A 24,315-nucleotide genomic window follows, 5' to 3' on the forward strand; every position below is an offset into this window, starting at 1 on the left:
TCAGAATTCTATGCCCTGAAAAACACCAGCACTGTGTCGTTCATAAAATGAGTAATATCGAAAGTCACGTTCCCGAAAAGTACCGCAATGCGCTGCACGCGGAGCTGCGGGCGATCTTCTATCAACCCGACCGGGCGCAGGCCGACCAAGCGGCAGCGACGTTTAGGGCCAAATACGAGCGCCAGTACCCAGCATTTATCGAATGAAGCTGCGGCCCGATCAGCTTCATTCGATAAATCAGAGGGGTGCGCTGCTTAGCAAAAATCGTTGAGGGTCAGGCCAATCGTATGTTCGCGGGCTTGGTCCAAAACCCACTGGGCCAAGGCTAAATCGAGCACGCCTAAGCCAAATGGGCTAAAAATTGTGGTTTGTTTTGGGTTTGGGCGGGCAGCAACTTGGCCGCTGGTAATTTCGGCGAGATTACAACGCACAAAATGGTGATGCCCCAAAGCTTGTTGAGCCAAATCGAGCGAGGTATTGGCTCGCAAGACATGCTCACGATCGTCAACTACGTTATCGCAAAACTCGATTAAGCGTGGGTTGAGATCGCGCAGCGATGTATGCAAGATAGTTGTGCCAGCAGCGCACATGCTCAAATCGTCGATATGGGGCGTAATTGCCGTCGTTGCCAAAGCGATTAAGCTGGTGCGCTGAAGCAAGGCCTCGATTGAATCCACAACCTGCACATTCAACCCAAACTGATCGCTACATGCCGCCCGAAAATGCTCGGCATGGGCTGGTTGGGTATCAAACACCAGCACCTCACGAATGCTCGGAAAGACTGCCAGCAAAAAGCGCAGGGTTTCATGGTTGATCACGCCACAACCAACCAAGCCAACCCGCGTCTCCTGTGGGTTGGAATGCAAATATTTGGCGGCCAAAGCCGCACTGGCCGCCGTGCGCTTGGCACTAATTTGCGCACCTTCCATAAAGGCAATCGGCAAGCCAGTTTGCGGATCGTTCAGGGTAATTGTGGCATTGGCCCGTTGGATACCATGGCTCAGGTTGCCTGGAAACGAGGCGATCCACTTAATTCCCGCACTCGGTTGCGCACCACCTAAGTAGGCTGGCAAGGCAATAATCCGATTTAATGGATCATTTGGGAAGCGCAAAAAGCTGGAATGCGGCAAGGAGCTTAATCCAGCCTGATGCGCTTCGTAAGCCGCTTGCACCAAATCGATCAAGGTTAATTCGGCTCCATCGAGAATGCGCCCAACTTCATGGCCTTTGAGTAGGGTTAATGATTGTTGCATTGTATTCCTCGTATTCCTCACAGCGGCAGTTTAGCCGACAACATTTTCGCGTTCAATCATCAGTTGCGATTGATTAATCAGGACACTTGGGAGATGTTGATCGATCCAAGCATGGTTGAAAACGGTATCAAGATAGCGTTCGCCACGATCACACAAGATTGCCACGCAGGTGGCGTTGGCTGGCATGTTAGGCAGCATCTGAGCAATGGCGCGAATCACGCCACCCGACGAGCCGCCAGCAAAAATCGCCTCTTGGTCGAGCAGGCTATGGCAGCCAGCCACACAATCAGCATCGGAAACATAGACAACCCCAGCCGCTAAATCGGGCTGGAACAATTCGGGAATTCGCGATGCGCCATGGCCTGGAATCAAGCGCTGGCCGGGCTGGCCGCCAAAAATCACACTGCCCAAGGCATCAACCGCGATGACTTTCGTTGCTAAACCTTGTTCGCGAATATATTCAGCACAACCGCGCAGCGTGCCACAGCTACTGGTCGCACAAAACAGATAGTCGGGAGCATTCGGCAAACTTGTCAGAATTTCGCTCATGGTGGCGTAATGGGCCATTGGATTATGTAAATTTGCGTATTGATTACACCAAAAGCTATTAGGAATACTGGCTTGGAGCGCATGCACGCGCTTGATCCGCGCCGTCAACAAATCGGGGTCAGGCTGGGTAATAATTTCAACCTCAGCCCCATAAGCCCGTAGAATTTGAATATTTTGGTTAGTGGTGCGTGAATCAACAATACAAATAAAGCGTAAGCCAAAATAACGACAGACTTGGGCGAGGCCAATGCCTAAATTACCCGAACTTGATTCGATGATTGTGGTGGCTTGATCGATTCGACCATCAGCTAGCGCTTTGGTAATAATCGAGCGTGCCACCCGATCCTTAACGCTGCCACCTGGATTGAACATCTCCAGCTTGGCAAAAAGCTGAATCGGATGCTCAGCAAAAATCCGACGTAACGGAATTAAGGGCGTATTACCAATCAGTTGAACAATCCCGTCGTGTGAACGGGCTAATTTGGTGAATCCGTGGGTTAACATCCCAACATCTCCTATAGTTGCTCGGATGGCGGCGTTTGACGAGCATGCCATCCAGCAACCCCGATAGTCCACAGCAAGGTTAGTAATCCCAAACTTATAAATTGCAGTTGAATGCCATTGCTTGGCTGCGTACCTACGAGCCAAGCAAATAATGGGTTGAGCCAGCCATGGGGTTGCATGGCTGGAGTGAAAAAGCGGTCGGCCAGCAAGCCCGCACTGACGAAGCCAAGCGTGAGTGCTAACGACGCGAGAGCGCTAATCAAGGCAAAAATCCGCCCATGTAGCGCATTTGGCAGCTGTTGTTGAATTAAACTGGTGTGGTTGGCACTGCCCCATGGCAACATGCCAAAGTAGATGATTGCCGCGATTGCCAATCCGACAACGCTTGGTTGCCAACCAGCCAACAGCATGGCTAATGCGCCAATCAGTTCAGCTAGTAAAACTGCGCGAGCCAAACCACGCGGCGGGCGCAGCATACTTGCTAACAAACTCCCCGCCACCATACCCAAACCACCAAACGTCAGCAGCATGCCCAGCGTCGGCACTGAATGCAGTTCCAGCACCAATGGCGTGATCAAGACCTCGATACTGCCAGCGCTAAAATTACTCAAAATAATTAAGCTGGTTAGGGCGACGAGGCTGGGGTAGCGCAAAAACTCGCGCCATGCCAGCAAGGCCGTTTGCAATAACGCCACGTCGGCATGCTCGGTCGCCTGTGGTTGGGGCGCAAAACGGGTGCTCGCCGTAATTACCAACGCCAGCCCAAAGGTCAGAAGATCGAGGGTAAAGATAAAGGGCATGCCAACCCAGGCCAGCAAACTACTACCAATCAGCGGAGCCAGCAATTGGGCCAAGGCATGGCTCAGTTGCATCAAGCCATTCGCCCGATTATGGTGCGTCGAATCGACTAATTGTGGGACGCTGGCGACATAGGCTGGCCATTGACAGGCACGGGCAAGCGCATTAATACTATTGGCGAGATAAATTTGCCAAATCACCAATTGCCCAGTGCTAAATAAGATGATCAATCCAATCGTGCTAAGGCCGGCGATGCTATCGCTTATCAGCATCACCGTGCGCCGATTAAAACGATCACTCAAGGCTCCAGCCCATGGCGCGATTAAGGTGGCAGGCAAGGTATTGGTCAGCAGCACCCAAGCGTAATCACTTACCACGCCATGCTGTTGATAGACCCAAATGCCTAAGGCAAAGCCAGTCAGGCTTGAGCCAATCATCGAGCCAGTTTGGCCAAACCAAAGCAACACAAAGCGCAGCATTGGGTGTTGTTGCCAGCGCCGCAGCGAAATCATACGGCGACCTCCAAACCAAACCCAATCAAGCGCCCCAAGGCTTGAACATAGGGCTCATGCAAAATCGTGTGGTGATCGCCTGGCAAACTCACAATCTCCAGCGCTAGGCTAGTTAGGTTGCTCCAACCCCAATCCGGCTGTTGATCAAGGCTTGGATCAGGAGCCTCGTCGCGAGCCTTGATCAGCACGACAGGCACTGCCAAGCCTTGAGCTGGCTGAAAACTCGCTTGATGATTGGCCCGAAAGACATTCAAAAAGCGTTCGATCAGGCTGGGTTCGGTTTGGGCTGGCAAAATACCGAGTGCAATCAGTTGGTCAGTTAGCAGGCCGCATTGCTCAAGTGGGCTTAATTCGGCTAAATCAGCCTCAGTCAGCACCAAATCAACTGCAAATGCCTGCTCCAATACCTGCTTGCCACGGTGCATCCATTCCGACCATGGCTCAAGCTGGCGTGGTTGCTGGCGAATTTGGGGTGCAGCACTATCAAGGCTGAAGAATTGGCAAATTTGCTGGCCCTCGGCAAGTGCTAAGCTAGCGACAGCCCAAGCCACATCGCTGCCAAACGAGTGCCCAATCAGGGTATATGGGCCTTGAGGGTAGGCTTGGCGAATTGCTTGCCAAGCCTGCTGGGCCATGGCTTCGACCGTCGCCAGTGGGGTTTGGTTTGGCTCTAGGCCATAGGCTTGTACTGCATAAATCGCCCGCTCAGTTGGAATTGCCTGGGCCAGTTGTTGTAAATACAGCACATTACCGCCCGCACCTGGGAGCAAAAAGAGCGGCGTTTGTTCGGCTGTACCATGGCGTAATGGCACTAATGGCGACCATTGGCGGCTTTGATGCCGCAGCAATTGAGCCATTTCGGCGATCGTTGGGGCTTGATATAAGCTGGTTAATGGCAGCGGCTGCTCAAGCGTTGGGTTGAGCAAGGCCATAAATCGAATGGCAATCAGCGAGTGGCCGCCATGCTCCAAAAAGTGATCGTGAATACCCAATTGATGACCAAGCACGCTTGTCCAGAGTTGTTGTAGTTGTAATTCCAGCGGATCACGGGCAATTCGCTGGCTGGGCTGCTCGCTCCACGGCTTGGGCAAGGCCTGACGATCAATCTTGCCATTGGGGGTTAATGGCCATTCAGTCAGCACCACAATTGCGCCTGGCAGCATATAGCGTGGGAGTTGCAAGGCCAAGTACTGGCGCAACGGCTCGATTGCCACCTCTGAGGTCGTGCCAATCACATAGGCAATCAATTGGGCATCGGTTGTGGTTGTTTGCACCACCACCAAGGCTTGGGCCACGCTGGGGTGAGTCAGTAGAATGGTTTCGATCTCGCCAAGCTCAATTCGATAGCCGCGAATTTTAACTTGTTGATCGATACGGCCCAAGCATTCCAGCGTGCCATCGTTGCGATAGCGAGCCAAATCGCCAGTGCGGTACATTCGCGCGGTTGGGTTGTGGCTGAACGGATCGGGGACAAACCGCTGTTCGGTTAATTCAGGCCGTTCGTGATAGCCACGGGCCACGCCAGCCCCAGCGATATACAATTCGCCTAATGCGCCGATTGGTAATGGCTGTCGCTGAGCATCCAATACATAGCATTGGGTATTCGCCAATGGTCGGCCAATTGGAAGCTGGGTTGAATTCAGCAGCAGTTCGGTGGTAATTTGGGCACAGGTTGACCAAACACAGGTCTCGGTTGGGCCATACATATTCCAAACTTGGGCAACCCGCTCAAGCAGCGCTCCAGCCAAATCGCGTGGTAATGGCTCGCCGCCGCAAAGTGCCCGTAGATTGCTACCCTGCCAACCAGCCGCCAGCAACATTCGCCACGTCGCGGGGGTTGCCTGCATCGTGGTTATGTCATGTTGATTAATTAAGTTGATCAATTGTTCAGCATCGCTAGCAGCCTCGCGGCTAGCCAGCACAACCGTTGCCCCACAGAGCAAAGGGCCATACAACTCAAGCACCGCAATATCAAACGACAAGGTAGTAACTGCCAACAACCGATCGCTGGAGGCCATGCCTGGTTGCTGCTGAATTGATTGAACAAAATTAACCACTGCTTGATGCTCAAGCAACACTCCCTTGGGTTTGCCAGTTGAGCCGGAGGTGTAGATTGCATAGGCCAAATCGTGGGGTTGAGCACTTGGCAACGGAGCAGTGGTAGGCATACGTGCCAAGGTATCGGCAATCGCATCAAATTCCACCACCGCCCATGGGCCATGCTGAAGGCTTGAGGCTAGCGCTTGGGTTGAGGTCGCAGTCAGCAATACCCGAATATTGGCATCCTCGGCCATATAGCTTAGCCGCTCCAAGGGAAAACTAGGATCAAGTGGAACATAAGCTCCGCCGGCCTTGAGCACCCCCAATATGGCCACCAACATCAAAGCCGAACGTTCGAGATGAATTCCCACCAAGCTATTTGGGCCAACTCCCAAGCCACATAAATAGTGAGCAACTTGATTCGATTGCTGCTCAAGCTCGGCATAACTCAAGCGTTGGTCAGCAGTGATAATCGCGATGTTTTGCGGTGTGCGCTGGGCTTGTTGCTGAAACAGCTCGTGCAAGCAATATGGGCTAAGCGGTTGTTCAGTCGCATTCCAAGCTGCTAGTTGTTGGGGTTGCACGCCGAGGGTTGGTAATTGGGCCAAGGTTGTTTGCCGCGTGAAGGCGATCAGGGTCTGGCAAAAGCCCGTTAATACCGCTTCAATCAGGGCTGAATCAAAGCGCTCGGTCGCATAACTAAGGCTACAAACCAGTTGCTCAGCCGGAGCAACCACCAGCGTCAGAGGGTAATTGGTCTGTTCAGTCGCTTGAATCTCGCTAATCTGTAAACTCGTTTGCTGATCGTCAGCCTGCTTGCTCGGGTAATTCTCAAACACCAAAATACTTTCGAATAGTGGTGTTGGCTGAGCGATAGTGCTCCAGCTTTGAATATCAACAAGGCTGCTGGCGGCATATTGTTGGGCTTCAAGCTGTTGTTGCTGAAGCGTTTGCAGCCATGCGCCGGCTGATTGCTCAGGATTCAGCGGCACAACGCAGGGCAAGGTATTGATAAACATTCCGACCATGTGTTCAGCCGCTGGCAAATTGGCGGGTCGGCCAGCAACTGTTAACCCAAACACCACTTGCTGTTGGCTACTATAGCGACCCAAGACATAGCCCCAAGCGGCCTGAGCTAGGGTGCTCAGCGTCACATGCTGGTCGCGGGCGAATTGGCTCAAGGCTTGGGTTTCAGCCGAAGTGAGTTGCAGCTGAACTTTGGCCCAAGCTTGGCTTGCTTGGTGTGAGCCAGTGTAATCGCAGGGCAAGGCAGTTGGTTGTTCTTGAGTCGCCAAATAATCGCACCAAAATTGCTGGGCTTGGCGTTGATCTTGGGCTTGCAACCAGCCAAGGTATTCGCGATAGGCTGGGGCTGGGGCTAAATTGGGTTGGCTGCCAGCGATCAGGTTTTGATAGTATTCCACTACTTCGCCCAATACCAGCGGCACCGACCAACCATCAAGCAACAGGTGATGATGCGTCCAAATACAGTGATAGTGTTGTTCAGCCAGTTTGATTAGGCTGATCCGCATTAATGGCGCTTGCTGAAGATCGAAGCCGCGTTGACGGTCAGCTTGGGCAATGTCGTTAAGTTGGTTGGATTCAATTTGTTCAACAGACCAATCGTGATAGCAAAGTTGAAAATCAGCCTGTGCCATAACCACCTGACAGGGATGCTTCAAGCCATCGCTATAAAAGGCTGTCCGAAACACAGCATGGCGCTCGACGACCTGCTGCCAAGCCCGTTCAAACAAACCTGGATCAATCGCGCCCTCGAGCCGGCATGCGACTTGCTCGATATAAAATTGCTGTTCGGGGGCAAGTAAGCTATGAAACAGCATGCCCTCTTGTAATGGCGTAAGCCGGTAGATATCCGCAATTGGTTGCTTAACCCGCAGAGCCAAATCATCTAGTTCGCGCTGATTGAGTTGGGCATAAGGCACATCGCTCGGCGTTAATCGTGGTTGCTGCATAGTGCGACAATGCTCAATTAAGGCTTCAAGCGTGCGGGCAAAGCTGCTGGCCCATTGTTCAAGGGCTGCCGCCGCCGCCCAATCGTAGCAATATTCCCAATTAAAGGTCAGCACGCCATTGTTGATATAGCCATTGATTTCAACAATGCTGCTGCGTGGAGTGGCAGGGTCTTGCTCGTTGCCAAGGTCAATTTCGGCAAGCCGCTTGAATGGGGCTACCAGTGTGCCTTGATCGAGTTGCCCAAGGTAGTTGAAGGTAACAGCCAACGGTTGATTCAGTGCTAACGCTTGGCGAACCGTCGGATCGGGATGTTGATAGCGCAGCCAGCCATAGCTCAAGCCCTGATCTGGCACTGCGCGTAATTGCTCTTTAACCGCAATGATGCTTTCGGCAAAGGTCGGGTTGGCGGGCAAGCTCACATGTTGGGGATAGATGCTGGTCAGCCAGCCGACAGTGCGCGTCAAATCCAAATCAGCTTGATCGCCAAAGCGGCCATGGCTTTCGCGCTCAAGGCTCAGCCCTTGCTCACCGCTCCATTCGCAATAGCTCAACACCAAGGCCGCCAGCAATAGGTCATCAATCGTTGTGCGATAGGCTTGATGCAGCTCGCCGAGCAGGCTTGATGTTAATTGTGGGCTAAGCGTCTGTTGATAACGCTGGGTTTGAGCAACCACGTTATTGAGTTGTTGGTTTTGGCTGGCAACTAAAGGCTTTAATTGCTGGATTGTTTGCTGCCAATAGCCAAGTTGGCTGAAAAACTGCTGACTGGTTTGCTGTTGCAAATACTCAGCCCATTCGGCGACGCTGGTACTGGCAAGCAAGGGTTGTTGCCCGTTCAACAACGTCGCCAGATCGCCGAGCACAATTCGCCAAGAAACCCCATCGATAATCCAGTGATGAGCAATCAACAAGAGCCAAGCTTGCTCCTGCTGCTGCAAATAGCTGGTATGCCACAGTGGCGCTTGTTGCAAGTGCAGTTGTTGTTGGCGCTGGGCGGCGTAGGCGGTTATTTGGGCAGCAGCAGGCTGAGTAGGATCAAGCTTGAGCACCTGCAAGGTTGGTTCACCTGCATGCAGTTTTTGCTCAAACTGAGCATCACACGCTAGCCGTAAACTTGGATGCAGTGCGGTTAATTGATTCAGGCTGGCTTGTAGTCGAGTAGGCTCAAGCGGTGTGATTAATTCAATCAACACACTCTGGTTGTAGTGGTGCGGATTCGGCGCTGCTAGCTCGCGAAACCAGTGTTGAACTGGCAGAAGCTGCCGTGGTGCGCGGGCGGGCTGTTGAATGGTGCTCGTCGCCTCAAGCGTGGGCAACACCTGCGCCAAAGCAGCGATCGTTTGATGTTGAAATAACAAACGTGGCGTTAACCCTAAGCCCGCAGCGCGGCAGCGACTGACCACTTGCATCGCCAAAATCGAATCGCCGCCCAAGCCAAAGAAATTGGCATGACGACCAACTGGCTGCCCAAGCACCTGCTGCCAAATTGCGGCCAGCGCTTGCTCGGTTGCCCCTTCTGGCACAACCTGTTCAGTTGCACTGAGTTGGGTTGGTTTTAAGTCGAGTAAGGCCTTGCGATCAACCTTGCCATTGGGAGTTAATGGCAATTGCTCAAGCTCAACAATGCCGCTGGGCAGCATATATTCGGGCACACGGGTTTGGAGCCATTGCAACAAGGCTGGTTGGTCAAGCGCTTGGGTGGCAACAACATACGCCACCAACTGCGGATGGGGCGTGGTATGCACCAAAGCCACTGCATGCTGGATGCTAGGATAGTGAGTCAGGGCGGTTTCAATCTCGCCTAGCTCAATCCGAAAGCCGCGCAGCTTGATTTGCTGATCGCCACGCCCCAGAAATTCCAACTGACCAGTGCTCGTCCAGCGGGCGCGATCGCCAGTACGATACATGCGTGCTCCAGCCAAACGCCCCCAAGGATCGGGCACAAAGCGCTCGCTGGTGAGGTCGGGGCGGCCAAGATAGGCGCTGGCCAAACGTTCGCCCGCCAAATACAGCTCGCCAATTGCCCCGTTTGGAACGGGCTGCCACCATTGATCAAGCACATACATCGCGGTGGCGGCAAATGGGCGGCCAATTGGCACGCTGCGCTCAGCAATCAACGGCTGATCAGCACTGAAATAGCAGCTATCAATTACTGCCTCGGTCACACCATATGAATTGATCAAGCGGGTGCTAGGCTCAAACACAGTTTGAAAACGCTGATACTCTTCGCCATACCACATATCCGAGCCAGCGATGACCAAGGGCATTGCCAGTTTTTGCTTGGTTAATGCCAAATAATGACAAAGTTCGCGTAGCACTGCTGGCACAAATTCGCCACAATCAACCTGTTCACTGACAATCAGTTGATATAAATCGGCGGGCGAGAGCAAATAATCGCGAGGGCAAAGCACTAAGCGTCCACCCGAACCGAGTGCCCGTACAAAATCGCCAGTGCAGACATCAAACGAAAACGCCGCCATTTGCAAATGCACCCGAATCGTGTCGCTCAACTGATAGGCCTGTTCCCAAGCACGGTAGGTTTGAGCCAGCGGGCCGTGGGCAATCACGGTTCCTTTGGGCAAGCCAGTCGAGCCAGAGGTATAAATCACATAGGCTGGTTGTTGCGGGTGAATTGCTACGCCAAGCGCGGTCGCAGGATAATCACCCAGCGCATCGCTTAGTTGTTCCCAAATGACGAGCGGTTGCTCAAGCGGCAAACAATCGGCCAACCCAGCCTGGGTTAACACCAAACGCAGTTTGGCATCGCTGCACATAAAAGCCAAGCGCTCAAGCGGGTAACTTGGATCAAGCGGTAAATAAGCCGCGCCCGCCTTGAGCACACCCAACCAAGCAACTGGCATGGCTAGCGAGCGCTCAAAACAGAGGCCAACAAAATCGCCACAGCCAATGCCTTGCTCAATCAAATAGTGCGCCAAGCGATTGGCCGCCTGATCGAGTTGGGCATAGCTCAAATGCTGGCCTTGCCAGGTTACGGCCAAAGCATTTGGTTGAACCAGGGCATGCTGCTGAACCAAATGGTGAATTGGTTGAGCGGCGCTAATCGGCGCTTGAAAGCCCCAATCGGCCAAGCGCGAAATCGGCAGGCTATGCAAGGGATGTTCAGGCGCAGCACAAACATAGCTCAAGGTCTGTTCAAAATCCTCGATCCAGCGCTCGATTGTGCTTGGCGCAAACAGATCGGTCGCAAACTCGACCTGCCCAGTAAAGCCACTCGCCAAATCTTGCATTGTCCACGACAGATCAAACATCGCCGTGCCTTCGCCAAGTTCATCAAGCAAGCATGGCTCGAAGCTAAGATTGGGAAGCTGTACGCTGCTGGTTGGCGCAGTTTGCAGGTCAAACATCACTTGAAAAATTGGGTTATAGCCTAAGTTACGCTCAGGTTGCAAGGCCTCGACCACCTGAGCAAATGGCGCATCCTGATTGGCAAAGGCGGCCAAACTGACCGCTTGGGTTTGGCGTAACAGCGCTGAAAAGGGCAGATTGCGATCAGGCTTGATCCGTATCACCAAACTATTGACAAAAAAGCCAATCAAGTTTTCAGTTTCTAGGCGGTTGCGGTTGGCAATCGGCGTGCCAATTGGCAAATCGTGGCTACCAGTCATGCGGGCGAGCCAAAAAGCAAAACCCGCCAGCAAGGTCATATACGGAGTGCAACCATAGCGCTGGCCAACGTGGCGAATTTGCTGGCTGAGGCAAGCCGAAAGCACAAAATGGCAGGTTTTGCCTCGCCACGATTGGCTAGCTGGGCGCGGATAATCGCTGGGTAGCTCCAACAAGGCTGGTGCGCCAAGCAAATTGTCGTGCCAAAATTGCACCTGTTTTTGCCAATGTGGAGCTTGCGCTGAGTCACGTTGCCAAGCAGCAAAATCGCCATATTGAATTGGCAGGGCGGGAAATTGCGGTCGGGTGGCTTGGGCAAAGGCTTGGTAACTGGTGGTTAATTCATGAATCAAGCAGCCCATCGACCAACCATCAGCAATCGTGTGGTGCATCACCACCAACAGCATGGCTTGCTCAGCATCAAGTTGCACCACCACCACGCGCAATAATGGCCCGTTGCTCAAATCGAAGCCTGCCAAAGCTTGCTCGCGCAGATACTGCAAGGCCTGCTGGCGAGGTGCGGCAGCACTTGAATAATCGGCAATTTCTAATGGCAATTCGCTCAAGTTCGGCGTTGGATGAACCTGTTGAATCGGCTGGCCCGCGACAGTTGGAAAGCTGGTACGCAAAATTTCATGGCGTTCGAGGCTTAGCTGGAGCGCTCGTGCTAATAATTCGGGCTTGAATGCACCCTGAATTTCAAAACAGCCCGATAAATTGTAGGCAGTGCTTTGGCCTTCCAGTTGATCAAGAAACCACAGCCGTTCTTGACCAAAGGAAAGCGGCAAAGGCGTAGTTCTTGGGCTTGGCTGAATCGCTACATTCGAATTGGCCGCCGCCTGATAGTGCTCGAACCAAGCAATTAATTGCGGTTTTTGCTCACTTAGCGCAGCCCGTAATTCAGGCGTTAATGCCCCTTTGGGCGCGTTCACCCGCAGATTTGCTCCATCGAGCCATAATTTTATGTCGAGTGCATTTAATTGTTCGAGCAATGCTTGAACCGCGCTCATAACTCAATCTCCTCACGCTCGCTACCGCCAACTGCCTGTGCTTGCAAGGTTTGGCTAAGCTGTTGCTGCCGAATATGCTCGGCCAGGCCTTGTAAGGTTGGCGCTTCAAAAAGCACTTGTAGCGGTAGATCGAGCTGAATTTGCTGGCGAATTCGGCCAAGCACTTGGGTTGCTAACAACGAATGGCCACCCAAATCGAAGAAATTATCGTGAATGCTCAGTTCGTTCACACCAAGTAAATCGTGCCAAATTGCTGCAAGTTGCTGTTCGAGTTGGCTGCGTGGTGCCTCATAATTGGCTGAACGTGGACGATGCGTTGTCGTTGGTGCGGCAACTGTCGGTTGTGGATAGAGCCAGCGCTGACGACGAGCAGCAACATCGCCCACAACCACTTGGGGGTTGAGTACGCCGCGTTGTTGGACAATCGCACTTAGCGCAGCCCAGCCTTGTTCAAAGCTCAAGCGCTGCGGATCGGCTTCGTCGGCGCTCTGCCAACCATCCCAGTTGATGCAATACCACGGCACAGCGCTCGATTGATTGAGTTGATGCACAATCGCATGTTGGGCGATGTTGGCGCTGGCATAGCAAGCAAAGCCCAGCCCACCCAAATCGCTGGCTAACGACGACATCACCACCGCCCAATCGAGTTTCCAAGGCCGCACCATCATGGCAAGATTTTGGGTTCCATGGAGCTTGGCCGCCATCAGCGCATCCCACGTTGCTTGGGTGGTTTCAGCACAGCTAATTTGGGCGGCACTCCCCGCAATTCCTGCCGCGTGAATCAAACCATGACATTGGCCCCAGTGGGTTTCGACCAGCGCTAAAGCTTCGGCCAATTGCTTGGGCTGCGCCACATCGGCCTGAATAATCAAGGCCTCACCACCACGTTCGGCAATCTGCTGTTGCAAATCATTGGCAGTGGGCGACTCAGGCGCGAGCGAACGGCTCAAAATTGCAATCTTGGCCTGATACTGCTCGGCTAGTTGGAGCGCGATTTGGCGACCCAGCCCGCCGTTGCCACCCGTAATCAGATAGCAACCACCAACGCGGAAGCCCTGCTGATTGGCGGGCAAGCTTGCAACCCTAGCCTGCGGCACAAACCGATTGAAACCACGCAACGCCACCGCTGGCTCGCTGGCACTTTGTAGCTCTTGAGCCAACATACTCGGCCACGCTTGATGGGTAAAATCAAGGTCAAGCCAATGGCTGCTGATTTCGGGATATTCCTGAGCCAAAACCATCGCCACCCCGCGTAATGCAGCATCATGCGGGTTGAGATCTTCGTGCGGAGCAATCGCCAAACTCTGGCTACTCACAATATGCAAATGCACTTGGGCTAGCCCCAACTCGCGCACCCGCTTGGCGATGGTCAACAGATCAGCGGCGGCTGACCATGCTGAGAGGCTGCTGAAGTTGCTGAAATAGACGATTTGGCTGGTTGTAGGATTAAGCTGTTTGCTCTGTTGGGCAAACGTATCTTGATCGCAACTATAGAGCTGTTGATCGGTGGCAAATTGTTCGATCAGTCGTTCGATTGTGCTTGATTGGCTGCCCCACACCAGCCATGTGCTAGCTTGGATTGCGGTGGTTGCTAAGCTTTGAGCCTGCCATGTTGGGGTATTGATGGTTACTTGATTGCTTGGGCGGGGCGCTTGGGCTTGTTCAGCCTCAATCCAATGGCGTTGGCGCTCGAACGCATAGGTTGGCAACCAAACTTTATGACCCGATGTTTGATGGAGAGCCTGCCACTGCACCACAATCCCTGCTTGCCACAATTGACCTAAACTTTGCAACATCACGGCTATATCGGCTTGCTTAGCCTGTGGATGCGGCAAACTAGTAAGAATCAACGGCGTTTGAGCAGCTTGACTGGCACGGGCAAAAGTTGCCAGCGTATGCCCAGGCCCAAGCTCCTGCACAATCCAAGCATCATCGGCCAACAACTGGGCCAAACAAGCAGCACACTGCACTGGGTTGACAATCTGTTCAAGCCAATAATCAACGCTGGTTGCTTGGACCGCAGTCAGCCAAGTGCCACTTACATTCGAGAGGATTGGAATTGTCGGTGCTTGGAGTTGCACATCGGCGAAGTGTTGGCGAAACGCTGCTAACATCGGCTGCATTGCTCGTGAATGAAAAGCATGCGAAGTGTGCAGTATGCGTGATTCGATGCCACACTCAGTCAATTGCTGCTGAAACGCGTGGATCGCTGCATGTTCACCAGCAACTACCAACAGATTAGCGGTGTTGATCGCAGCCAAATCAAGTTCAACAGGCAAGATTGGCTGAATCTGATCGAGGCTCGCGTTAATGCTGAGCATCGCTCCGCTAGGTAATTGGTTCATTAGCTGGCCACGCGCCACCACCAAGCGCACAGCAGTCGGTAAATCCAGCACATTAGCAATACAAGCGGCCACATATTCGCCAATGCTATGGCCAAACAAGGCCTGTGGTTGAATGCCCCACGCCAACCATTGCTGAGCCAAGGCATATTCCAGCATAAACAAACATGGCTGCGCGATGTTCGTCGCCGTCAGATCGCTCGCATGATCGAACATCAGTTGCCGCAGATCGTAGCCAAGCAAGGGTTGAGCATAACGATTGACCAGATCAATTGCTTGGCGAAAAGCGGGCGCTTGCTGATAGAGTTCAGCGGCCATCCCGGCATATTGGCTGCCCTGCCCCGAAAAGAGCCAAGCAACCTTGGGCGGTTGGCTGGCAAACTCACGGATTGGGCTGGCCAACAAGGCTTGGCTGGCTTGTTCAGGGCTTTTGGCAACCACAAAACTCCGCTGAGCAAAGGCTTGCCGCGCAGTTTGCAGGGTATAGGCTACATCAGCCAACGATTGCGCTGGATTGGTTTGCAGATGCGTCGCCAACCGCTCGGTTTGCTGCTCCAGCGACCAAACGCTGGCCGCCGAAATTGGCAGCAATTGCCATGATTCAGCCTGAGCTTGCTTGGCGATTGGTTCGGCTACCGCCAGCACCACATGGGCATTCGTACCGCCAATCCCAAATGAACTGACTCCCGCATAAAGATTTGCATCCCAAGCGCTAGCAGTCGGGTTGAGATAAAATGGTGATTGTTGCAAATCGCTATGCGGAATGGTGGCATAGGCAGTTGGTGGTCGTTGGCGATGATGCAGGGCCAAGGCAGTTTTGATCAAGCCTGCCACCCCAGCTGCATTATCGAGATGGCCAATATTGGCTTTGAGTGTGCCTAAGCCACACCATGCTTGCGCGGCAGTCGCCCCAAAAACCTTTTTCAGCGCCGCTAATTCGATGGGATCGCCAAGGTTAGTCGCTGTGCCATGGGTTTCAAGGTAGCCAACCATGCTCGGCTCAACTTCGGCCAAGGCTAAGGCTTCGGCTACAACGTGGGCCTGACCCTTGATGCTTGGCGCGGTAAAGCCAACTTTCTGAGCGCCATCATTATTAATTGCGCTCCCCTTGATCACTGCCCAAATTGGATCGCCATCAGCCGCCGCATCAAGCGCCCGTTTGAGCAACACCATGCCAGCGCCACTACTGCCAATTGTGCCAGCCGCCTCACTGGTAAAGGGCTTGCAATTACCATCAGGCGAGTGAATCATGCCAGCTTGATAGAGATGACCTTGAATTTGGGGAATCCGCAGCGCTGCGCCACCAGCCAGGGCCAGCGCACTTTCGCCATTCAGAATGCTCTGAATCGCCATATGGGTTGCCACCAACGAGGTCGAGCAGGCGGTTTGCACGCTGACACTCGGCCCTAGCAAATTGAGCTTGAATGAAATTCGGGTTGGCGCATAATCTTTGTCATTGGCTAGCATCACCGCATAATCGCCATTGCGCTCGATTGCGCTTGGATTGGCTAGCACTTGTTGCAACAAATAGTTATTTGCGCCGACTCCCACAAAAACCCCAACTTTTTGCGGCTGTTTAAGCGCATAGCCCGCCTGTTCAAGGGCTTCCCAGGCACATTCCAGCAACATTCGCTGCTGGGGATCAAGCAAGGCGGCCTCGTTGGGCGTAATCCCCCAAAAGCTATGATCGAAGCCAGCAATATCGTCAAGCAGCAAGGGCGCACGTTTGACGTAGGCAGGATCGTCAAGCAAGGCTGGGTCAATTCCTCTGGCCTGAAGTTGTTGCAGCTCTAAATCTGTAATGCAGACAATTCCTTGTTGGATATTATCCCAAAACGTTGTTAGATTGTTGGCTCCTGGGAAGCGTCCAGCCATCCCAATGATTGCAATATCGGTATCGGTATAGGCATGCATCAATTATTCCTCATCAAGATTAAGCTGGACTTGTTGGCGGCGTTGACGGCGTTGGGCTTGGCTTTGTTGGCGTTGGCTGCGTTGTTGGGCTTGATCTTCAGCCGTTGATGCTAAATCGCTTGGTTGTTGGCTCAAGGCTACGGCCAAGGCCGCAATCGTTGGATGCTCAAACAACAACATCAATTCGATTGAACGATTTAAGGCTGTTTCCAAGCGGCTATGAACTTGAATCAAGGCCAAAGAATGGCCGCCAAGGTCGAAAAATGGCCGTTCAACTTGGTTAATTGGGCGTTCGAGCACCGCTGACCAAATTGCCGCGATGGTTTGCTCTAGCGCATTTTGCGGCGGGCGTTGTGGGGTTTCTGCACCAAATTGTGGGATTGGCAAGGCTTTGCGATTCAACTTGCCATTGCTGCTCAAGGGCAATTCAGCCAATTGCAGCCAATGCGCCGGAATCATGGCCTCAGGCAGTCGCGCCCGTAGCCACGAGCGCAAGGCAGTTTCTTCGGGCACAGCCTGATCTGGCCGCGCAACCCAATAGGCCACCAATTGCCCAGCATGATGATGCACCACGATTTGCGCAATCGCTGGATGTTGGCTGAGCTGATGTTCGATCTCGCCCAACTCAACCCGAATACCACGCACTTTGATTTGGAAATCGTTACGGCCAAGGTATTCAATCGCCCCATCATCGCGCCAACGAGCCAAATCGCCAGTACGATACAAACGTGCGCCTGCTTGGCTAGCATAAGGATGGGGAATAAAGCGCTCGGCGGTCAAATCGGGGCGTTCAGCATAGCCTCGCGCCAAATTCAGCCCGCCAATCAGCAACTCGCCAGCAACCCCAACCGGCACCAGCTGCATTCGGGCATCGAGAATATACAGCTGGGTATTGGCAATCGGGCGACCAATTGGCACGCTTGGCTCAGCATTCGGTTGATAATGCCAAGCACTCACATCAACCGCCGCTTCAGTTGGCCCATATAAATTATGTAAATCTGCATTGAGTGTTTGGCAAAAACGAGCGCTGGTTTCGGCACTCAAGGCCTCGCCACTGCAAAAAACTTGACGCAAGCTCGTACAATTGGCTGCTTGTGATTCTTCCAAAAATAAGCTGAGCATCGACGGCACAAAGTGAATTGTGGTGACCTTTTGGGCCTGAATGGTCTCGGCTAAATAGCGCCGATCGAGGTGGCCCGCCGGACGAGCAACCACCAACTTAGCACCAGTCATCAGCGGCCAGAAAAACTCCCAAACCGAAACATCAAAGCTGTAGGGCGTTTTTTGTAATACCACATCAGCCGCCGTCAATTGATAGCGCTGCTGCATCCACAGCAAACGGTTGACAATCGCCTGATGACTATTGATCACGCCTTTGGGCTTGCCAGTTGAGCCAGAGGTGTAAATCATATAGGCCGCGTTGAGTGGGTGGATTATTGGTGGGTTGAAGCTCAGGCTGTGGTTTGGCTGCCACGCTTGATCAAACAGCAAGACCGGAATTGTGGCTTGGTCGAGGTTGGGCGTATCAGTGATCAACACCCGTGGCGCAGCATCAGCCAACATCGCCAAGACCCGCTCAGTAGGGTAGGCTGGATCAAACGGCACGTAGGCAGCGCCCGCCTTGACAATCGCCAAGAGCGCAATCACCAACTGCGCCGAGCGCTCCATCAACACCCCAACCCGATCATCAACCTGCATGCCATGGGCTTGCAAGCTGGCGGCAAGCTGGGTTACCCGCTGATCCAGCTCGGCATAGCTATAGTGATAGTGCTCATCGCTGAGTGCGGGCGCGTTGGGTGTGCGCTGCACTTGCTGAGCCAATACATCAACCAAAAGCTCGCTTGAATCCCAAATTTGGGCGGTGTTATTCCACTCATTGAGCAATTGAGCTTGTTCGGCGGTATCGAGCACGCTTAATTCGCCAACCGTCGTGGCCAACGGCAGTTGTTGGAGCACATGGGCTAAATGGCGGGCAACTTGAGCGATGCGGGTTGCCGAATACACCGCTTGGTCATAGCTCAACTTCAAAGTCAAGGCCGCATCAGGCAGCACCAACAAGGTCAGCGGTAAGTTGGTTTGCTCAGTAGTTCTCGCATCAACAATCGCCAAATCGCTGACTGCTTGCTCAACGCTGGCGGCAATTGGGTAATTTTCAAAAACCAGCAAGGTTTCAAATAACTGTTGGCTAGCCGGAATCTGGCTGGCCTGTTGAATTGCGGTCAATGGCGTGGCCGCAAAATCGTTGCATTGGCTTTGTTGGGCTTGCAGGGCTTGTAACCATGCAACAATTGGCTGCTGCGAATCTAGCTTGACCCGCACTGGCAAGCTATTGATACACAAACCAACTAAATGCTCCATGCCTGCAATATCGGTTGGTCGGCCCGCCACCGTCGCGCCAAACAGCACATCATCGAGCGCATTGTAGCGACCAAGCAACACTGCCCAAGCAGCTTGTACCAAAGTATTCAAGGTGACATGCTGTTGGCGTGCCCACTGTTGAAGCGCTTGGGTCTGGCTTGGCGTAAGTTGCAAGCTATATTCGTGATAGCCGCTGGTTGCCTGAGGCGCTGCATGCGGCGCGGGCAATGGCGTTGGCTCAGTCAAATCGGCCAAGTAGTTGCGCCAAAACTGCTGAGCCTGCGCTTGATCATAGCTCGTGGCCCAAGCAATGTAGTCGCGATAGGCGACCGCTGGAGCTAATTGCAACGGCTGAGCTTGATCAACATGACCATAGAGGCCAAATAATTCAGCCAACACATTGGCGATCGACCAACCATCGAGCAGCAAGTGATGATGCGTCCAAAGACAGTGATAGCGCTGTTCGGCTAGTTTGATCCACGTCCAGCGCAGCAATGGCGCTTGGTTAAGCTTGAATGGCTGGGTGCGATCAGCTTGGCGCAAGGCAGCGAGCAATTCGGCTTGTTCATCAGGGGCAATGGCTTGCCAATCGAGTACCCGCCACGGGGTATCGACATGCTCAAGCACAATTTGCAGTGGCTGCGGCAAGCCTTCGGTACAAAAGGCTGTGCGCAAAACCGCATGACGCTGCTGAACCTGCTGCCAAGCAATTTGCAAACTCACCAAATCGAGCGGGCCATTGACCGTCCACTCAACTTGTTCGAGGTAAACGCTCGATTGAGGATTGAGCAAGCTATGGTAGAGCATACCAACTTGCAAGGGAGCCAAGGGGTACACATCAACTGGCGTGAGGTTTTGGCCATGATACCGCGCTAATAATTGATCAAGCGTCGGCTGATCAAGCTTGGCTAAAGCAACATCGCTAGGGGTTAAACTCAGGCGGAGTTGCTGGCGACAAGCGCCAATCAAGGCTTTGAGCGCAGCAACACAGGCGCTAGCCAAACGTTCAATCGTCTGTTGCTGATGCCAGGTTTGGTTGTATTCCCAGTCGAACTGCAACTGACCATCGCGAATATAGCTCGCCACGTTCAACAAATGGCCGCGTGGTGTACTCGCCGCCACATCTGCGCCGGTCGATTCGGGGGCAATCCCAAGTAATGGTGGCATGCTGACGCTCTGATCGAGCTGGCCAAGATAGTTAAAAACCAAGGGAATGGCTTGGGTCGGCTGTAAGTGTGGTGCAGTTGCCGAATTGAGGTAGCGTAAAATCCCAAAGCTCTGGCCGCCCGCTGGCACTGCCCGTAATTGCTCTTTGATCGCCTTCAAGGCCGCTAAGGGCGCTGGATCGGCGGGTAGATCGAGGGCAACCGGATACAAACTGGTAAACCAACCAACGCTGCGGCTGAGATCGTCGCTTGGCTCTGGGCTAAATCGCCCGTGGCTTTCGAGATCGATCACCCAATGGCGTTGTTCGGCCCAGCCTGCTAAAGTTTGGGTTAAGGCAGTCAGCAACAGATCATTGATATTCACCTGCACTGCTTGTTGACAATCGAGCAACAAGGCTTGAGTTGTGGCTTGATCAAGCGTGGTATGCACAAAAACTGCATCGCGCGTGAGGTTTTGCCCACTGTTAGGCACATGATCAAGTGGCACAGGGATGATATTGGCAATTTGCTGCTGCCAAAAGCTCAAATCAGCCAAATATTGGGGGTTGCTCGCTTCAGCTTGGAGCCGATTGGCCCAAACACTCCAAGGCGTAGTACTGGGAATCGCGGCTGCCCCATTCAAGGCCATGGCCAAATCTTCGAGCACAATCCGCCACGAAACTCCATCGATAACCAAGTGATGTGCTACCAAAATCAGGCGGGCTTGGGTTGGGGTTCGCACCAAGGTTGCGGCAAAACTTGGGCCATGCTCCAAGTGCAAATGTTGCTGCATGCGCTGGCAAATATGCCCAAGCATCGTCGGCCAATTATTTGAATCGTCGGCACAATGCTGAACTGCCACGTTGATCGAGCGCGAATCGCCATACCACTGGCGTTGCTGTGGCTCAAATTGCCAGCGTACTCGCAAAATTGGGTGCAAGCTGACCAAACGATCAAGCGCTGATTGGATTGCCGCTGGCGCTAAATCGGGCGCAACCACTAGCATCAAGCTTTGGTTGAAATGCTGAGGATTGCTTGGCCGCAATTCACGCAACCAATGGCCAATCGGTGTCCAAGCGATCTCGCCTTCGAGTTGGTAGCTTGGCTGTTCAAGCGCAAGGATACTGGCCTGCTGTTCAAGCATCAGCGCCAATTCAGCGATCGTTTGGTGCTGAAAAAGTTGGCGCGGGCTAAGATTAAGCCCCGCGGCGCGAGCACGACTGACCACTTGCATGGCAATAATCGAGTCGCCGCCAAGGCTGAAGAAATTGGCCTCGCGACTGGCGATAGTTTGACCAAGCGCTACGCTCCAGAGGTCAGCTAGTTGTTGCTCAAGCGGCGATTGTAGCGGGGTGCTGCTGGTTGGCGTGGCTTGTTCTGCTTCAGGTGCGGGCAACGCTTGGCGATCGAGCTTGCCATTGCTGGTCAAAGGAAAACTAGCTAGTTCGATCAAGGCACTTGGCCACATATATTCAGGCAAGCGTTCGTGAAGTTGCTGGTTAATCGCCGCCAGATCGAGGCTTGGGTCAGTTTGTGCGCCGACGCTGCGCATCTGCGTTTTGGCAATCAGATAGCCAACCAAACGTTTATGGCCTGGCCGATCTTCACGCACAATCACCGCCGCCGATTGTACCGCCGCATGTTGGCTCAGGGCAGCTTCAATTTCGCCCAACTCAATCCGAAAGCCACGAATCTTGACTTGCAGATCGATTCGGCCAAGGTACTCTAGCTCACCATTTGGCCAGTAGCGCACCAAATCGCCTGAACGATACCAACGGCTGTTGCTGGGCAAATCGGGAGTTGACGCATCGGCTTGGATAAAGCGCTGAGCGTTCAATTCAGGCCGTTCGAGATAGCCCCGAGCCACACCAGCCCCACCAACATACAACTCGCCCGCCACCCCAACTCCAACCTGACGACCCTGCGAATCAAGCACCGCTAGCGCCAAATCGGGAATCGGGCAACCAATCACGCTACCAAGGTCTGCTTGCAGATCAGCCAAACGAATCGGGCGATAGGTCACATGCACCGTGGTTTCGGTGATGCCATACATATTCACCAGTTGCGGCTGTTGATCGCCATAGCGTGCAAACCACGGCGCAAGTTGGGCTAGATCAAGCGCCTCGCCACCAAAAATCACCGTGCGCAAGGCCAAACGTTGTTCAGCCAAACTATCAGCCTGAATCAATTGGTAAAAGGCCGAGGGCGTTTGATTGAGCACCGTTACGTGTTGTTGCTGCAATAATTGATGGAAAGCCTCAGGATTGCGGCTGACCCAGTAGGGCACAACCACCAAATGGCCGCCATACAACAACGCGCCCCACAATTCCCAAACTGAGAAATCAAAGGCATACGAATGAAACAGCGTCCAAACATCGTGCTGATTGAATTGATACCAAGCATTGGTTGCCAACATCAATCGTGCAACGTTGGCATGACTGACTACCACACCCTTGGGCTTGCCCGTTGAGCCAGAGGTATAAATCACATAGGCTGGGTTTTCTGTTGAGCAGACAACACTGGGTAGCGTTGTGGGATAATCAGCCACAGGCTGATCAAGCAGATAGCACTGTTCAGCTTGCACCAGATCACGCAAATGGCTCTGTGTTACGATATGGCGAATCGCTGCATCGGCCTGCACAAAGGCCAAACGTTCGCGAGGGTAGGTCGGGTCGAGTGGCACATAAGCCGCGCCAGCCTTGAGAATCGCCAAAATACCCACGACCAATTCGAGCGAACGTTCAACGCACAAGCCAACCAAACTGCCAACTGTCACACCTTGGGCGATCAAGCCATGGGCAACTTGGTTGCTCCGTTGATCAAGCTCGGCGTAGCTCAGCCAAGTATCTTCAAAACTCAGCGCCTTGGAATTGGGATGGGCCTGCACTTGTTGGGCAAACCATTCATGCAAACAGAGCGGTGGCGCATAATCTGGCGCTTGCCAATTGCCCCATGCCTGCAAATTTGCCCGCTGGTTTGGCGTAACCAAGCTTAATTCATCAATACGCTGCGCGGTGGTCAAACTCAGCAAAAGTTGCTGTAATTGAGCCAGCAACAATTCAGCACTAGCTTGATCGTAGCGATCGTGATCGATGCTCAAGCTCAAACGCAATTGCTCGCCAGGCACAACAATCAAGGTAATTGGATAATTGGTATGTTCGGCGAGGCTCAGTTGCTCAATCTGCAAGCCTGCTTGGCTGGCATCGGTGGCTTGCAATGGATAATTTTCGAAAACGACGATGCTCTCAAATAAGCTTGCGCCATGGGCTAGCTCGCTCCAGCGCTGAATATCAACCAAAGCACTAGCGCTATGTTGCTGCAATTCGCCATAGGCAGCTTGCAGGGTTTGCAGCCATGTTTGCGGTGATTGGCTCGGCTCAAATTTAGCCCGAATTGGCAGGGTATTGATGCACAAGCCAATCAATTGTTCACTTTGGTAGATTTCGGCAGGGCGTTCAGCAAAGGTCGCGCCAAACACCACATCATTGGTTTGGCTATGTTGAGCCAAAAGATAGGCCCAAGCTGCCTGCACACATGTATTCAAGGTCACTTGGCTTTGGCGTGCCCAGCTTTGCAATTGGCTGGTTTCAGCAATGCTTAGCTCGTGGTGATATTCAGCGAAATGCTGGCTCGTGCTGCGTTGGCTTGAACGCTGTAATGGCAACGGCGTTGGATAGCTGAAATCTGCCAAATAGCCACGCCAAAACTGCTCAGCTTGCGCTTGATCGTACTGTTGCAGCCAATCGATATAGGCACGATAGGCTGGGGCAGGCGCTTGATTGAGGGTTGTGCCTCGCCGCAAAGCTGCATAGTGGTGCAACACTTCTTCAAATAACAAGGCCACCGACCAACCATCAAGCAAAAGATGATGAAACGTCCAAACCCAATGCCATTGATCATCGGCTAGTTGCACCACAACCCAACGCTGCAAGGGTGCTTGATCGAGCGCAAACGGCTGTTGGCGATCATTCTCTAGTAATATGTCAAGTTCATAGACCTGTTGGGCAGGGCCATAATTCCGCCAATCGAGTACTTGAAACGGTAATTCGACCGCTTCATAGACCACTTGCAACGGTTTTTCGAGTTCTTCCCAGAAAAACCCACTGCGCAAAATCGTATGTCGAGCCACAACCATGTGCCATGCTTGGCGAAAACAATCTAGCTCAAGCTGGCCACGCAAACGCGATTGCACCTGTTCGAGGTACATTCCAGCAGTTGGGCTAGCGATGGTGTGAAACAGCATGCCCTGCTGCATTGGCGATAATTCGTAAATATCCTGAATATTATCCACC

General features: G+C 53.1%; 7 protein-coding genes. 1 reads left to right on the forward strand and 6 read right to left on the reverse strand.

Features of this window, described 5'->3' with window-relative positions:
- The first annotated feature begins 5 nt into the window (after positions 1 to 5).
- Positions 6 to 206, forward strand: coding sequence for a transposase (locus LCH85_01350; protein ID MCA0350616.1), 201 nt, complete (start codon positions 6 to 8; stop codon positions 204 to 206).
- Between the two features lie 48 nt (positions 207 to 254).
- Here the strand turns inward: LCH85_01350 and sbnB are convergent, their stop codons facing one another.
- The 6 genes from sbnB to LCH85_01380 are packed head-to-tail and all read right to left on the reverse strand — an operon-like array spanning position 255 to position 24,314.
- Positions 255 to 1,253, reverse strand: coding sequence for a 2,3-diaminopropionate biosynthesis protein SbnB (sbnB, locus tag LCH85_01355; protein ID MCA0350617.1), 999 nt, complete (start codon positions 1,251 to 1,253; stop codon positions 255 to 257).
- A 30-nt stretch (positions 1,254 to 1,283) separates the two neighbouring features.
- Positions 1,284 to 2,306 (reverse strand): 2,3-diaminopropionate biosynthesis protein SbnA, encoded by a 1,023-nt coding sequence (gene sbnA, locus LCH85_01360; GenBank protein MCA0350618.1) that lies wholly within the window; start codon positions 2,304 to 2,306, stop codon positions 1,284 to 1,286.
- An 11-nt stretch (positions 2,307 to 2,317) separates the two neighbouring features.
- Positions 2,318 to 3,616 (reverse strand): MFS transporter, encoded by a 1,299-nt coding sequence (locus LCH85_01365; protein ID MCA0350619.1) that lies wholly within the window; start codon positions 3,614 to 3,616, stop codon positions 2,318 to 2,320.
- A complete protein-coding gene (locus tag LCH85_01370) occupies positions 3,613 to 12,264 on the reverse strand; it encodes an amino acid adenylation domain-containing protein (protein MCA0350620.1) in 8,652 nt (2,883 codons plus the stop codon). Before LCH85_01370 ends, LCH85_01365 begins: the two co-directional genes overlap by 4 nt.
- Positions 12,261 to 16,520, reverse strand: a complete 4,260-nt coding sequence (locus LCH85_01375; GenBank protein MCA0350621.1) for an SDR family NAD(P)-dependent oxidoreductase — start codon at positions 16,518 to 16,520, stop codon at positions 12,261 to 12,263. Before LCH85_01375 ends, LCH85_01370 begins: the two co-directional genes overlap by 4 nt.
- A 3-nt stretch (positions 16,521 to 16,523) precedes the next feature.
- Complete coding sequence (locus LCH85_01380; GenBank protein MCA0350622.1) at positions 16,524 to 24,314, reverse strand: amino acid adenylation domain-containing protein; 7,791 nt, start codon at positions 24,312 to 24,314, stop codon at positions 16,524 to 16,526.
- Between the last annotated feature and the right edge of the window lies 1 nt (position 24,315).

The organism is Chloroflexota bacterium, from assembly GCA_020161265.1.
In the GTDB taxonomy this organism is placed as follows: Bacteria; Chloroflexota; Chloroflexia; order Chloroflexales; family Herpetosiphonaceae; genus Herpetosiphon.

What these genes read in the sequence shown, in the direction of transcription:
- sbnB (MCA0350617.1), bottom strand. Translation starts at nt 1,253, where the DNA reads ATGCAACAATCATTAACCCTACTCAAAGGCCATGAAGTTGGGCGCATT.
- sbnA (MCA0350618.1), bottom strand. Translation starts at nt 2,306, where the DNA reads ATGTTAACCCACGGATTCACCAAATTAGCCCGTTCACACGACGGGATT.
- LCH85_01365 (MCA0350619.1), bottom strand. Translation starts at nt 3,616, where the DNA reads ATGATTTCGCTGCGGCGCTGGCAACAACACCCAATGCTGCGCTTTGTG.
- LCH85_01370 (MCA0350620.1), bottom strand. Translation starts at nt 12,264, where the DNA reads ATGAGCGCGGTTCAAGCATTGCTCGAACAATTAAATGCACTCGACATA.
- LCH85_01375 (MCA0350621.1), bottom strand. Translation starts at nt 16,520, where the DNA reads ATGCATGCCTATACCGATACCGATATTGCAATCATTGGGATGGCTGGA.